Below are 14,486 nucleotides of genomic sequence, written 5' to 3' on the forward strand. Positions count from 1 at the left end.
GATGAGCGACGAAGCCTGCTTTATCGGTCCCGTGTATTCCGGGGGCCCGGGCCGTGCGGTTGCGATCAAGGACCTGATCGACATGGCGGGGCTGCCGACCACGGCCGGATCTGAAGCGCTGGCCGATGCGCCCCCCGCCGGTGAGGACGCCGCATGTCTGCACGGGATTCGGGCAGGGGAGGCGGCCGGCGAGCTGCACATCGTGGGCAAGACCAACCTCCACGAGCTGGCCTTCGGCATCACCGGCGTCAACCACTGGTCCGGAACTCCGGTCAACCCCCTGGACCCGAACAGGGTCCCCGGCGGCTCGTCCAGTGGCTCGGCGGTCGCGGTTGCCCTGGGCCTGGCCGAGATGGCTCTGGGAACCGACACCGGCGGCTCCATCCGCATCCCCGCCGCCTGCTGCGGGGTGGCCGGCCTGAAAACCACCCACGGCCGGGTCGACCTGACCGGCGTGCGCCCGCTGGCGCCGAGCCTGGACACGGTCGGGCCGATGGCCGCAACCGTTGCGGGGCTGATCTGGGGCATGGAGCTCCTGGAGCCGGGCTTTACGCTCGACGGCGTCACACCCGCTCCCCTTCTCGGCCGCCTTCGCCTCCCGGCCCATCCACTGATCGACGAGGCCATCGATCGGGTCCTGGCCGAATCCGGCATCACTGTGATGGACGTGGACCTCCCGGGATGGGAGCAAACCGCCGCCGACACCATGGGTGTCATCGCTTCGGAGGCGTTCGATGTCGACGGCTACCTGCTGGCCACCGGCAAGGTCGGGGCCGACGTGGCGGAACGCCTGGAGGGCGGCGGCCGGATAGGCCCCGACGAACGCCGCCGGCTGGAAGCCGCCATGGTGGCGTGGAGACTGCAGTTGGGCGAGGTGCTCGGAAGGGTGGGCGTGGTCGTGGCGCCGATCCTCACCGATTTCCCACCGCTGCTGGAAGACGCCTCCCGGATGTACTCGATTCGCCAGGCGCACCCGGTCAACTTCGCCGGGGTGCCCGCCCTGGCCCTCCCGGCCCCGTCGACGGGAGCCCTGCCGGCGAGCATGCAGCTGATTGGTCCTTCAGGAAGTGAGGAGCTGCTTCTGGCAACCGGCCTCGTGCTGGAGGCGGCAAGCGGTGGACCCGTAGCCCCGGGCACGTGATTAGATAGCCGGAACTATCGCGCTCAGCCAGAGGTCCGGTCCGTGGCAGAACATTCGCACCAAAGCCAGGTGGAGGAGATCGTCGGGCGCATCGTCGCAAGCGGCAGGCGGCGGACGATGAGCCGGCAGGCCGTGATCCAGGTGATCGTGGACTGCCACGGGCATATCAGCGCCGACGACATCGCCACCCGGGTGCAGGAGGACTTCCCCTCGATGGACGTCTCCACCGTCTACCGCACCCTGGAGACCCTGCGGGAGCTCGACATAGTCGACCGGGTCTACTTCGCCGACGGCAGCACCGTCTACCACCTGCGTGACCACCAGCACCACCACCTGTGCTGCGAGAAGTGCGGTTCCGTGCAGGAGCTTCCGGTCTCCTTGATGAAGAGCGTGGAGGCCGACCTGCTGGAGGAGTTCGGGTTCGAGCTTCACCAGCGCCCGTTGGGTCTGTTCGGGCTGTGCAAGGACTGCCGCAACTAGGCTAAACCGGCTCCTGGTCCTTCATCTCGGCGGCTCGCCACAGGTACCAGCTCGCCACCGTCCGGTAGGGCTTCCACCGCTCGCCCCGTGCGACTATGTCGGCCGGCAGCGGCAGAGGGACTCCGAACGCCCGGGCGAACCCGTTGCGAATGCCCAGATCGGTCGAGGGCAGCACGTCCGGCCGGCCCAACCGGAACATCAGGAGCATCTCCACCGTCCAGCGGCCGATGCCCCGAACCGGAATCAGGCGGTCTACCAACTCCTCGTCGGTCAGCAGCCGCGCCTCCGCCAGGTTCGGGATCTCGCCGGCCAGCTGCCGTGAGGCCAGGTCCCTCATGGAGAGGATCTTGTTCCGGGAGACGCCGGCGCCCCGCATCTGCTCGTCGGTCAGGGCGAGCAGCCCCTCCGCGGTGGGGCCCGCCTCCGGGTTGGCGAACAGCGCGCACAGCCGGCCGTAGATGGTGGCGGCGGCCTTGCCGCTCAACTGCTGATAAGTGATCGACCGGACCAGTGCAACGAAGATGCTCGGGGTTGCGCTCAACTTCATCTCGAACGGACCGACGGCGTCAATCAGCCGCCCCAGCTCAGAGTCGGACTCGATCAGGTGCCTGAGCGCAGTGACCGTGTCGAACTCGAACTGCTCGCTCGGCGGAGGGGTGCTCGCAACCGCTCCGAAATGGACGCCCTCGATGCCCAGCATCCGGGTCTTGGTGCAGGGGCCCCCTGCCGCGGAGAACCCGCCGAGCTTGCCGCCGGCCGCCACCACCCGGTGACACGGCACCAGGACGGCGAGGGGGTTTCGCCGGAGTGCCGTGCCGACCGCGCGGGCCGCCCCCGGCGACCCGGCCATCGCAGCCAGCTCGCCGTAAGTGACGGTCGTCCCGCGAACGGTTCTGCGGAGGGCCTCGTACACCCGGCGGTGGAAAGGCGAAATGCCGTCGAAGTCAAGACGGACGGCTGCGAGGTCTACCTCGTTCCCGGCCATGAGCTCCACCACGGTGTCGATGGCGGCCGACGCTGCGCCGGAAGGAACCGACTCGGCGAAGCCTGGAAACCGCTCCATCAGCTTCTCGACTGTGGCGGCGTCGGTCCCCTCGGGAAGTTGAAGGCCCACTACGCCGTTCTCGGTCCAGGCAACGCCGCACCGGCCGATGGCAGTCTCGAAGAACGTGAGGCCCTCCGGCGCGGGGCCATGCTCGGAATAAGTCACAACCGAATTGTCTCGCATTCCCGCCGGCTCGACCGGTCCCGGGATCGACCCGTCTGGAAAATAGAGGTGAATGCGAACAAGGTTTACGCCGATAAGTTACGCAGGTACCGAAGGAACAAGTGGACAAGGTGCTTTCCGCATCCACACGTTTCGTGCCGAGAGTTGATAGCTGAATCCCCCAGCCGGTCTCCTCGCCGCCGAGAGCGGTAACACCCCGAGAACGCGTCATGGACGCGGGGAGGAGCAACTGTGAACAAGTTTCGAACCGGAGCCGTAGTCGCCCTTCTACTGGTGACGATGTCCATCCTCACCGCAGGCAACGCGGTCGCAGCCACCGCCCCGACTCTCGGGGACGCAGCCAGCTTTGCAGTTCTCGGAGCGAGCACCGTGACGAACACCGGGCCTTCGGAGGTACACGGTGATCTGGGCGTCAGCCCAGGCACCTCGATAACCGGTTTCCCCCCTGGCCAGCAGGTCCCCCCGACGCTCCTGCCCCACTCCGCTGACGAGGTTGCGGGCGACGCCCAGGCCGGAGCCCTCGGCGCATACAACTCGCTCAGCGCCGAACCCTGCACCCAGAACCTGACCGGCCAGGATCTCGGCGGCTTGACACTGGTCCCCGGGGTCTACTGCTTCGACTCCTCGGCGTTTCTCACCGGAACCCTCACCCTCAACGCGGTCGACGGCGCAGCCTCGGTCTTCATCTTCAAAACCGAGTCATCGTTGATCACCGCCAGCGGCAGCCGGGTTGATTTCCTGGGCGGCGGAACCTGTAACGGCATCTTCTGGAAGGTCGGAAGCTCCGCCACGCTGGGCACCGGATCGTTCTTCGTAGGCACGATAGTCGCCCTCACGTCGATCACCGCTACCACCGGCGCCGACGTCAACGGCCGGCTTCTGGCTCTCAACGGAGCAGTGACGCTGGACAGCAACACGGTCTCCGGCCCGACCTGCGGTATCGAATCCGAGCCCGAGCCCGGCCCCGAAGACTCGGATCCCTCCCCTGTCGTCGACGTTCCGGACCCGACGGATTCCACACCGATCACCAACACGACGACCGACACCACTCCCACCCCTACCGGCTCCTCAACGGTAACCGGACCGGAAACCCCGCCTACGACAGTCACGACGGCGTTGCCCCAGAAGCCGGCAACCTCCACCGGAACGAAGGTGGTCACCACCACCCACAAGCAACTGGTGAACACCGGTTTCGACATCCTCCCGCTGGGGCTGTCGGCACTCACCGCCCTGTTGATCGGTTCCGGGCTCCTTTTGGAGAGCCGCCGCCGGGCGAAGAAAGCCGTGCCGTCCCGGATACCCAACCGCTAGGACGCAAGAAGGCGGTCCCCCTTTCGGGGGGCCGCCACTTGATTGCAGAGCTATTTAGTTGTTGATGCTGCCCCGCCAGGCGCCGGTCTCGGTGCCTTGCGACTCGATGAACTCCTTGAACCGCTCGAGGTCTCCCTTGACCCGGCTCTTGACGAGTCCGACCGCGTCACCGGCGGTCTCGACGGCCCCTTCGGGCTCGTACTCCATCTGCAGCATGACCTTGCTCTTGTCGTCGCTCAGCTTGTGGAAGGTCACGACTCCAGCGTTGCGAGCGCCCTCCCTGCTGGTCCAAGCGACCCGGTGGTCCGGGTGCTGCTCGGTGATCTCAGCGGTCCACTCCCGCTTCTTGCCACCGATCTCGGCTACCCATCTAAGCGTGCTGTCCGACAGTTGTTGTACCTGCTCGACGCCCTCCATGAACTGCGGAAAGCTCTCGAACTGGGTCCATTGGTTGTAGGCGGTCCGAACTGGAACCTGGACCTCGATCGACTCTTCGACTTTGGACATACATCCTCCTTGGTGTGTTCGTCGGTCACTTAATATCTACCCGTTGGGTAGTCCACGAACCCTTGTAATACCTGTCAACGGTCCCCCTCCGGGGGTTTCTCCGGAGTGGCATAGGGTAGGTGAACACTGCGATGAAGCCCCTGCCTGTTACGCCACGCGCCCCGAAGCTGTCCGGTGCCGTCCAGACGGTGCTCGGTTCGGCGCCGGTGCGGCGCTACCGGGCCGATCCCCTCCTTCTGGCCAAGGACATCCGGGACCGGTGGCCCTGGGCGGCGGCTTCCGCTGCCGTCAGCGTTGTCGGAGCCGTCGTCGCAGTCTTCTGGCTGGCCAACTTCAACGTCCCCGACGTGGCGCCTCAGGCTCAGTCCTCCCGGGTGCTGGCGGCCGACGGCCGGCTGATAGCCACACTCCATGGCGAGGAGGACCGGACGATCGTCGACCTTCAGGACATCTCCAAGCACCTTCGGACCGGCGTCCTGCTGGCCGAGGACCGGGAGTTCTTCGAGCACAAGGGGATGAGCTACAAGGGCATCGTCAGGGCGGCATTCACAAACTTCGCCGGCGGCGGAATCCGCCAGGGCGGCTCGACCATCACCCAGCAGTACGTCCGCAACGTCTTCCCGGCCATCGGACGTGAGCGCACGTTCACCCGGAAGATCAAAGAAGGGTTCCTGGCCATCCAGATCGAACAGGACCTCTCCAAGGACGAGATCATGCAGGGCTACCTCAACACCGTCTACTTCGGAAGGGGCGCCTACGGGGCTGAGGCCGCCGCCCGCACCTACTTCAAGGTGCCCTCGGCCGAGCTCACCATCGGCCAGGCCGCCTACCTGGCAGGCGTCATCCGGTCCCCGGAGCGGTATCAGATCGACGAGAACCCGAAGGACGCCACCGGCCTGCGCAACCAGGTGATCGACACGATGATCGACGCAAAGACCATCACCGAGGCACAGGGAAGGGCGGCGAAGAAGGAGAAGCTGGTCGAGCAGTTCAAACCCGGCGTCTCGGTAGAGGTTGAGTCCGCCCGGGCCGGCTACTTCCTGGAGTACGTGAGGCGCAACCTCAAGACGCAGTTCGGCCTGACCGATGCCCAGATCCTCCGGGGCGGCCTAACCATCTCCACCACCCTCGACCTCAACATGCAGACGGCGGCCGAGAACGCCGTGCGCGAGGTCCTGAACCAGGAGGGCGACCCCGAGGCAGCGCTGGTTGCGATGGGCCCGCAGGGGGAGATCAAGGCGATGGTCGGCGGCCGCGACGTCGAAAGCATCGGAAGGTCCCGCGGCTTCAACTTCGCCGCCGACGCCGGCGGCAACGGCGGCGGGCGCCAGGCGGGGTCGGCCTTCAAGCCGTTCGCCCTCGCGGCGTTCCTGTCCAGCGGCAAGTCGCTGGAGTCGACCTTCTCGGGGGAGTCGCCGAGAGAGATCACCTCCGGCAGGTGCCGGAACAAGGACGGCACCCCGTGGAAGGTGTCCAACTTCGAAAACGCCTCGTTCGGCAGCATGAACGTAACCGGCGCGACCCTGAGCTCGGTCAACACCGTCTACGCCGAGATCATGAACCGGGTGGTCACCCCCGCCAAGTTCATCGAGATTACGGGCAAGGCGGGGATCGAGATCCCGAAGACCGACTCCGGCTGCGCCCTGGCGCTCGGCACAACCGACGTCACCCCGCTGGAGATGGCCCGGGCCTACACCACCTTCGCCCAGCGCGGCAACCGGCCCGACCCGATCTCGGTCCTGAAGATCATCCAGCCGAACGGCAAGGTCCTGGCGGAGAACCAGCCGAAGGTCGAGCCTGCGATCGAGCGGAACGTAGCGGACACCATCAACTACGTGCTGGAGCAGAACGTGCGCTCCGGCACCGGGACCGGAGCAAAGATCGGCCGGCCGGCGGCCGGCAAGACCGGGACCACCCAGAACCACGCCAACGCCTGGTTCGCCGGGTACACGCCGACCCTGACCGCGGTGGTCTGGATGGGCTACGCCCCCGGCGAGGACGGCACGATCAAGGAGATGACAAACGTCCACGGCATCGAGGTCACAGGCGGTTCCCTCCCCGCCACCATCTGGCGCAAGTTCATGACGGCCGCCCTGAAGGGCACTCCGTCGACAAGCTTCAAGAAGCCCGAGCTGGAGGGAGTGGTGATGGACTACGGAGGCGGGGAGCCCACTGCGAAGCTGGCCGGAGCCAAACCGTCGCCCGGAGCGACTCCCTCGCCCGGCTCGGCGCTGGCCGCAGCCCCCGGTGAGACGGTGAACGGCGAAGGGGAGTTCCCGCCGAACGGCCAACCCGGAGCGGACACGCAGCCCGCCGGGCAGCCACCGGCGGAGAGGACCCCCAACCCCGAGCGGACCAGGGCGGCTCCGGCGCCGGAGCCCAGCGCGACCTTCGAGTCGTGCTTCCCGTTCTGCGACACGTAGGTCTGGAGCCTTAAGCGGTAGCGGTTCTTCTCCGCCCCATGAACTGGGCCAGCATCGCAGCCAGAAAAAAGACCCCGATCGCCAGAAGCACTATCGTCGCTCCCGGCGAGGTGTCCAGCCGGAACGCAAGAAGCACCCCCGCTACCCCCAGGATTCCTCCGAGAACCATGCTCCCGAACAGGGTCGTGCGAAAGCTCGTCGACAGCTGCTGCACGATTGCCACCGGCAGGACGAGCATCGCAGAGACGAGGAGAATCCCGACCACCCGCATGGTGACCCCGACCGTCACCGCGGCGGCCAGCGCCATCAGGAAGTTCAGCTTGCGGACCGAGAGCCCGGACACCCGGGCGACGTCCTCGTCGTAGCAGACTGCGAACAGCTCCTTTCGCCAGAGCAGGACGGTGACCAGCACCACAACCCCCGAGACGGACAAGATCATCAGGTCGTCGTTGTTCACGGTCAGCACCGACCCGAACAGGTAACCCAGCACCTTGTTCGACTGCCCGGACTTGAACGCCAGGAGGGCGCCGCCGGCGATACCTCCGTAGAAGATCAACGCCAGCGCTACGTCACTGGCGGTCCGGCCCTTCTCCCGAAGGACCTCGATGCCGGCGCCCGCCAGCGAGGCGGCAACGATGCCCGTGATCACCGGCGAGGTCCCCAGGAACAGCCCCGCGGCTACCCCCATGAACGCGACATGCCCGATTCCGTCCCCCATCAAAGCCAGGCGCCTCTGGACCAGGAACACGCCGATCGACGGAGCCGCTATCCCGACCACCAGCGCCGCCAGCAGCGCCCGCTGCATGAACTCAAGACCGAACACGTCCACTCAGCGCTCCTTGGGGAGTCCGCCCGAGTGGACGGCCGCCTGCGGGTGGTGGGCGTGTTCGTCCTGGTGCTCGGGACTCGGCGGGCCGTCGTAGGCGACCACGCCCTGGTCGAGGACGACCGTCCGGTGGACCAGCGGCTCCATCGCCCCCAGCGAGTGGGCTACGAGCAGCACTGAGGCCTTCGACTCGGACAGCCGCTCCAGGGTCCGGGCGAACAACTCCTGGTTCTCGAGGTCGACGCTGGACACCGGCTCGTCCAGCAGAAGGAAGTCCGGCTCGTTGACCAGCGCCCGGGCGATCAGGACCCGCTGCTGCTGCCCGCCCGACAGGTGGGACACCCGTCGTTTGCGCACGTCGGCCAGACCCATGGAGTCCAGGGACCTGAGGGCCGCCTCCTTGTCCGAGGAGGAAAATCCCCGCATCCGGCGGGCAACCGAGATCCGGCCGGTGAGCACGACCTCCTCAACCGTCGCCGGCACCCCGGACGTAGCGCCGAATCGCTGCGGCACGTACCCGATCCGTCTCCACTCCCTGAAGCGGTTCAAAGGGGTTCCGAAGAGGCGAACCTCGCCCGAAGTGAGGTTCAACAACCCCAGGAGAGCCCGAACCAGCGTGGTCTTCCCCGAACCGTTCGATCCGAGCAGGGCTACGAACTCCCCTTCGGAGAAGGTCAGGCTGATCCCCTTGAGCACCTCCTGCTGGCCCAGCGCAACGTTGACGTCCCTGAGCTCGGCTATTGCGGGGGCGCTCACCGGCAGCCCATCGCCGTCCGGAGTGCGGCAAGGTTGGCGCGCATGGCAGAGACGTAGTCACCGGTTTTCGGGGGGCTTTCGAGAGGGTCCAGCACGGCGGTTTCGGCGCCGGTCTCCTCGGCAACGGTTTCGGCCAGGTCCTCGGGCAGCAGGGCCTCGAAGAAGATGGTGGTGATGTCCTCGGCCTCGACTATCTTCGCCACCTCATCCAGGCGCCGGGCCGACGGCTCCTGCTCGGGGTCGATACCCGCGATGCCGACCTGCTCCAGGTTGAACCGGTCGGCCATGTGCCCGAACGCCTCGTGGGTGGTGACGATCTTCCGGCGGTCGCATCGGGACAGTCCGTTTGAAAAGTCGTCGTCCAGGTCGTTGATCTCAAGGATCAGCGCATCGGCGTTCTTGCGGTAGGTCTTTGCATTGGCGGCATCGACCTTGGACAGGGCGTCGGCGACGGTGTCGGTAATGCCCGCCATGAGAATCGGGTCGAGCCAGATGTGCGGGTCCTTCGCCCGGCTTCCGGGAGGCCGCACGGTCAGGACGTCGAGGGTATTCGCCACCTCGGGCACCAGCTTGTCCAGAGCCGGCTGAAAGCCCTGGCCGATATAGACCAGCAGGTCCGCCTCGCTGACCCTTCGGACCTGGGCGGCGGTCAACTCTATGTCGTGGGGCTCGACGCCGGCGGGGGTGACGCTGCTGACATCCGCCTCGTCCCCGGCCACCGCGGAGGCGATGTAGGTCAGGGGGTAGAAGGCGGTGACCACGGATCGCCGGGAGTCGTCCGCCTCCTCGTCGCCGCCTCCGCATGCCGCTGCGAGGCCCATTAGGAGGGTCAAAAGAACGAGCGTGATCGGGCGTTTCATCCTGTCGCACGATAACGCTAATGAGAATGACTCGCAATTAGAGGGCCGATTGTTCGGGATCGAGGTGCGGTCCGGTGAGAAAGCGCATAGTGGGGTGTGGCGGAAGACCCTGACGATCTGACCGACGACGTTCGAGGCACCCCCTCGGTAGCGGAAGCACGGGACCTCAAGGCGAGCCGCCGGGACCTGGCCGCCGGCAAACGCGACGACTCCGCCGGCCAACGGGATGAGGCAGCCGACCGGCGGGACCGCGCGGGCGACCTTCGTGACGTGGTGGCGGACGAGCGTGACATCGAGGCCGACCAGAGGGATGAGATCGCCGAACGCCGGGACCGTGCGGCGTCAAGATCCGAGATCACGGCGGGCAAACGCCCTCCCGATGCAGCCACTGTCAGGAAGGAAGCGGCGAACGACAGGCAGCACGCCTCCTCGGACCGCAAAGCCGGGGCCAGCGAGCGGAACTCGGCGGTAGCGGATCGCAGCACGGCTTCGGCCGATCGTGGATCGGGAGCTTCGGAGCGAACCTCAGCAATCCGGGACCGCAACATCGCTGAGGCGGACCGGGGAGCCTCCAAGCGGGAGCGGGCCGACGCATCGCTCGATCACCTCACCGGCGTGTTCCTGCGGGGGACGGGGTTCCTGCAACTCGATCGGGAGATTGCCCGGGCCAAGCGGGAGGACAAAACACTGGTTCTGGGATTCATCGACGTCGACCGGCTGAAGGCGACCAACGACGAGCACGGCCACGCCGCCGGCGACCGGATGCTGGTAGAGGTCGCACGGATCCTCGTGGAGAATCTGCGCTCCTACGACCTGATCATCCGCTACGGGGGCGACGAGTTTGTCTGCGCCATCTCCGGCCTGACGATGGACGAGGCGGCAAAACGTCTGTCTTTGGTTAACACCGGCCTGGCTGAGGGCCTGGTACACGGGTCGGTGACGATGGGCCTGGCGGAGATGCGGGCGGACGACACGGCCGAGGACCTCCTGGAGCGGGCGGACAAAGCCCTTTATCTGGAACGCCAGAAAGTCCGGAGCAACGGGCGGGCCTGACGGCTCGGAGCGTCACCACACCAATTTCGTCTTCGGCCCGCGATCAATTTTCAATTTTCGAGCGTTTTTTGTAAGGAAATCAACCCTGTCCTCCTCCCCTTCTCGTAGGGACATCCGAGTCCCGAGAGAAAAGGAGGAACACGATGTTCGCACCTCAAAGCGAAGCGGCAGAACGCCTTTCCGTCCGTCTGGCTGCCGTGCTGTTCGCCGCCCTGGCTATGGTGCCAATTGTTGCGCGCCCGGCCCAGGCCGCCCCTCCGACGATCGCCGCAAGCGATGAGGAGGTGCTCTTCGGAATCGGCGACACCGCCTCCAAGCTCACGACGATCACCTGGGATGTCGGGGATGAGGAGGAAGCCGAGATCACGCTCTCGAAGAACGGCGGCCCCAGCAGCACCTGGTCCAATCTTCCGGCAGGCAGCAAGGTTTTCGAGGTCGTGCCTGAATCCGCAACCTATCTCTTCTGTATTCAGCAGGACAGGGATGTGTTCGGGTGCGTAACCGTCAAATCAACAATCCTGACGATCACTCCCGGCGAGGAGGAACCTCAATCCGACCCGAAGATCGACCTGGGGTTCATCTCCAAGATTTCGTCCGACCCCTCCGGGTACTCGGCAAAGATCAGCTACACCACCGACTCGCCGACGATCCCCGTGGTCCTCGTAAGCCAGAAGAAGCCGCTGGCCTTTCCGGTCCTGTCCGCCGACCAACCCAAGGTTTTCGAGACCCAGGACGTCGAAGGTGTCAGCTTCAACCTTGTTGACGGACCCCAGACCAGCCACACGAACAAGCTGATCAACCTGGATCCGGGCACCACCTACCACTACGTGATCAGTGCCGAGAACAAGGTTACCGGCTACTGGCAGACCGAATCCGGGACTTTCAAGACGCTGCAGAGAAACGTCTCCGTCACCTACAGCCAGATCCAGGTCTTGGACGACAGTGACGACCTCAGCGCCGGCGACTTCGCCTTCACCTTCTTCATAAATGGCGGCGGGCCGAGCGGCTGGCCGAAGACGATCTTCTCCAGCGCTGGCACGGGTTCGTTCAAGGTGGTCAACCTGACGGGCACCGTGACAAACGCTCCACCCACGCTCAACCTGAAGCTCGTGGGATATGACGACGATGAACTCGAGGCGCCCTTCTCCTTGGCGACCTGTGGAGCCAACGCCGCCGACTTCGCCAAGAACGAGGGACAGAACGACTGCGGCGAGTGGACGACGGCGAAAGACTCCTTCGACGCGGGGCCCAACGTCAATGCTGCAGACCCTGAGAACTTCACAAAGCCGTTTACCATGTCGGCCTTTCCCCAGGGCGACGACTCGGAGGTGTCGTTCAAGGTCACCGGCACGTACTCGGTGTCCTTTCAATGATCTCCCCGGCATGGAACCGCACCCTTAACTGGGTGCGGTTTCGCGTCCGGGATCAGTTCCTTACGACGACGTTCACGAGCTTCGGGGGGACTGCGATGACCTTCAGCGGGTCGGAGCCGTTGAGGAACTCCCTGACCCGGGGGCTTTCCATGGCCAGCTCCTGCATCTCGACCTTGGTGATGTCCGGGGCAACCTCAACCTTGTCCCGGACTTTGCCGTTGACCTGGATGACCATCGTCACCTTCTCGACGGCTGCCAGCCGCTCGTCGTAGGTCGGCCACGCCTCCCGGTGGATTGAGCCCTGGTTGCCGTAACGGTGCCACAGCTCCTCGGTCAAGAACGGGGCGATGGGTGACAGCAGCTTCAGGAAGGTCTCCGCCGCCTCCCGGGGCACCGGCCCGCCGGCCTTGGAGAAGGCGTTCATCAACTCCATCATCTTGGCGATCGCGGTGTTCAGGCCGAACTCCTCCATGTCGGCCGTAATGGCTTTTACGGCCCGGTGGACCTGGCGGTTGAGGGCGTCGGGGACGGGTTCGCCGGACGGCTCCTCGAGGATCCGCCACACCCGGGACAGCCAGTTGTGCGCCACCCGGCCGATCTCGCCGAACCCGTCGGCCGGGAAGTCGTAGTCGGCCGCCGGCGGGCTGGAGAACAGTATGAAGGTGCGGGCGGAGTCGGCGCCGAACTTGTCGGTGACCGCTGCGGCCTCGATCACGTGGCCGGTCGACTTGCTCATCTCCTTGCCGTCCCAGCTGACGTGGCCCTGGTTGAACAGGCGCAGGAACGGTTCGTCGAAGTCGAGCATCCCGATGTCCTTGAAGAACTTCGTGAAGAAGCGGGCGTAGATGAGGTGCATGACCGCGTGCTCGACCCCGCCGAAGTAGTTGTCGACCGGTCCCCAGTTGGCAACCTTGGCCGGCTCGAAGATGGCATCCGGGTTCTTCGGGTCGCAGTACCTGAGGAAGTACCAGGACGAGTCGAAGAAGGTGTCCAGCGTGTCCGTCTCCCGGCGGGCCGCTCCCCCGCACTTCGGACAGGTGACGTTGACGAAGTCAGAGTTGTTGGCGAGCGGGCTGACCGCGTCGTCGGTGGGCGTATAGTCGGCCTGCGGCGGCAGCACGACCGGCAGGTCCTCCTCCGGAACCGGCACCTCGCCGCACGCCGGGCAGTGGATGATCGGAATCGGTGTGCCCCAGTAGCGCTGGCGGGAGACCAGCCAGTCGCGCTGTCGGTAGTTGATTTGCCGCTTTCCCTTGCCCTTCGAGTCCAGCCAGGCGATGACACTGACGATGCCTTCCTGCGTCTGGGGGTTGACCCGGGTGCCGGTGAACTGCCCGGAGTTGACCAGGACGCCGGTGCCGGGCGCCGGCTCGGTCATCGTGTCGCCGTCCAGCTCCTCCACGCCGTCGGGCTGAACCACCACCCGAACCTCTATGCCGTGCTCGCGGGCGAATTCGAAGTCGCGCTGGTCGTGTGCAGGGACGGCCATGATGGCGCCGGTCCCGTAACCCATCAGGACGTAGTCGGCGGCGTAGACCGGGATCTCCTCGCCGTTGACGGGGTTGATTGCGACCGCGGGCAGACGCATCCCGCTCTTGGTCTTGCTGGCCCCCAGCCGCTCGATCTCGGTCTGGCGGCGGACCTCGTTCACGAACTCGGTGAACCGCCCCTCCATGTCCGTGCCCTTGACCATGTCGGCGGCGGCCGGGTGCTCGGCGGCCAGGACGAAGAAGGTTGCCCCCCACAGGGTGTCGGGGCGGGTGGTAAACACGGGGAAGTCGACCTCGGCGCCGGACCCGTCGACCTTCAGCTTGAAGACGACCTCGGCCCCCTGGCTGCGGCCGATCCAGTTGCGCTGCATGGTCAACAGAGACTCGGCCCAGTCCAGCTGGTCCATGTCGTCCAACAAACGGTCGGAGTAGTCGGTGATCTTGAGGAACCACTGGGTCAGGTCGCGGATCTCGGGGACCGAACCGCAGCGCCAGCAGACGCCGGTGGAGATCTGCTCTTTGGCCAGGACCGTCTTGTCCACCGGGCACCAGTTGACCGGCGAGGTCTTGCGATACGCCAGCCCCCGCTTGAACATCTCCAGAAAGATCCACTGGTTCCACTTGTAGTAGTCGGGCAGGCAGCTGATGACCTCACGGCCCCAGTCGTAGGAGTAGCCGAGGCGGATGAACGACGAACGCATCTTGGCGATGTTGGCCAGGGTCCACTCCTGCGGGTGCGTTCCCCTCTTTATGGCGGCGTTCTCCGCCGGCAGGCCGAAGGCGTCGTAGCCCATCGGGTGCATGACCTCGTAGCCGCTCATCCGCCAGTAGCGGGCCATGGCGTCGGCGATGGTGTAGTTCTCGACGTGCCCCATGTGCAGGTCACCCGATGGGTACGGGAACATCTCCATCACGAACCGCTTCGGCTTGGCCCCCGGGTCGTCGGGGACGGCGTAAACCGCGCCGGCCTCCCATTCGGAGGCCCAGCGGGGTTCAAACGACTGCGGATCGTAGCGCTCTGCCATGGCTCCTAAATTA

The 14,486-nt window shown here is 65.8% G+C and carries 12 protein-coding genes; 6 read left to right on the forward strand and 6 right to left on the reverse strand.

Annotated features, from left to right (window positions below; all coding sequences use genetic code 11):
* Window position 1 precedes the first annotated feature (1 nt).
* Together VFV09_01190 and VFV09_01195 are read left to right on the forward strand one after the other, a co-directional pair.
* A complete protein-coding gene (locus VFV09_01190; protein ID HEU4866317.1) occupies window positions 2-1,141 on the forward strand; it encodes an amidase in 1,140 nt (379 codons plus the stop codon).
* A 42-nt stretch (window positions 1,142-1,183) separates the two neighbouring features.
* On the forward strand, window positions 1,184-1,621 hold the full coding sequence (locus tag VFV09_01195) for a transcriptional repressor (GenBank protein HEU4866318.1): 438 nt from the start codon (window positions 1,184-1,186) through the stop codon (window positions 1,619-1,621).
* Window position 1,622: 1 nt separating this feature from the next.
* On the opposite strand, the gene VFV09_01200 is transcribed toward VFV09_01195, so the two are convergent.
* Window positions 1,623-2,831 (reverse strand): methylated-DNA--[protein]-cysteine S-methyltransferase, encoded by a 1,209-nt coding sequence (locus VFV09_01200; protein HEU4866319.1) that lies wholly within the window; start codon window positions 2,829-2,831, stop codon window positions 1,623-1,625.
* Between the two features lie 249 nt (window positions 2,832-3,080).
* On the opposite strand from VFV09_01200, the gene VFV09_01205 reads away from it, so the two are divergent.
* Window positions 3,081-4,160, forward strand: coding sequence for an ice-binding family protein (locus tag VFV09_01205; protein ID HEU4866320.1), 1,080 nt, complete (start codon window positions 3,081-3,083; stop codon window positions 4,158-4,160).
* 54 nt (window positions 4,161-4,214) lie between these two features.
* Here the strand turns inward: VFV09_01205 and VFV09_01210 are convergent, their stop codons facing one another.
* The gene (locus VFV09_01210; protein ID HEU4866321.1) at window positions 4,215-4,667 is read right to left on the reverse strand and encodes an SRPBCC family protein; all 453 of its coding nucleotides are present in this window, start codon (window positions 4,665-4,667) and stop codon (window positions 4,215-4,217) included.
* 131 nt (window positions 4,668-4,798) lie between these two features.
* Here VFV09_01210 and VFV09_01215 point away from each other — a divergent pair, with 131 nt between their 5' ends.
* Window positions 4,799-7,090, forward strand: a complete 2,292-nt coding sequence (locus tag VFV09_01215; GenBank protein ID HEU4866322.1) for a transglycosylase domain-containing protein — start codon at window positions 4,799-4,801, stop codon at window positions 7,088-7,090.
* A gap of 10 nt (window positions 7,091-7,100) precedes the next feature.
* On the opposite strand, the gene VFV09_01220 is transcribed toward VFV09_01215, so the two are convergent.
* Genes VFV09_01220 through VFV09_01230 form a run of 3 tightly spaced genes read right to left on the reverse strand, consistent with a single transcriptional unit; the run spans window position 7,101 to window position 9,532 of the window.
* Complete coding sequence (locus tag VFV09_01220) at window positions 7,101-7,919, reverse strand: metal ABC transporter permease (GenBank protein ID HEU4866323.1); 819 nt, start codon at window positions 7,917-7,919, stop codon at window positions 7,101-7,103.
* Window positions 7,920-8,672 carry a metal ABC transporter ATP-binding protein gene (locus tag VFV09_01225; protein ID HEU4866324.1) on the reverse strand — a complete coding sequence of 251 codons (753 nt, stop codon included), beginning with the start codon at window positions 8,670-8,672 and terminating at the stop codon, window positions 7,920-7,922.
* A complete protein-coding gene (locus VFV09_01230; protein ID HEU4866325.1) occupies window positions 8,669-9,532 on the reverse strand; it encodes a metal ABC transporter substrate-binding protein in 864 nt (287 codons plus the stop codon). Before VFV09_01230 ends, VFV09_01225 begins: the two co-directional genes overlap by 4 nt.
* 96 nt (window positions 9,533-9,628) lie before the next feature.
* Between VFV09_01230 and VFV09_01235 the strand changes: the two genes are divergently transcribed.
* Entirely contained in the window at window positions 9,629-10,585 is a 957-nt protein-coding gene (locus VFV09_01235) for a diguanylate cyclase (protein ID HEU4866326.1), read from the forward strand.
* Window positions 10,586-10,728: 143 nt separating this feature from the next.
* Window positions 10,729-11,958 (forward strand): hypothetical protein, encoded by a 1,230-nt coding sequence (locus tag VFV09_01240; GenBank protein ID HEU4866327.1) that lies wholly within the window; start codon window positions 10,729-10,731, stop codon window positions 11,956-11,958.
* Between the two features lie 52 nt (window positions 11,959-12,010).
* On the opposite strand, the gene leuS is transcribed toward VFV09_01240, so the two are convergent.
* The gene (gene leuS, locus VFV09_01245; GenBank protein ID HEU4866328.1) at window positions 12,011-14,473 is read right to left on the reverse strand and encodes a leucine--tRNA ligase; all 2,463 of its coding nucleotides are present in this window, start codon (window positions 14,471-14,473) and stop codon (window positions 12,011-12,013) included.
* Window positions 14,474-14,486: the final 13 nt, after the last annotated feature.

It is taken from the genome of Actinomycetota bacterium, from assembly GCA_035759705.1.
Lineage (GTDB): Bacteria > Actinomycetota > CADDZG01 > JAHWKV01 > JAHWKV01 > JAJCYE01.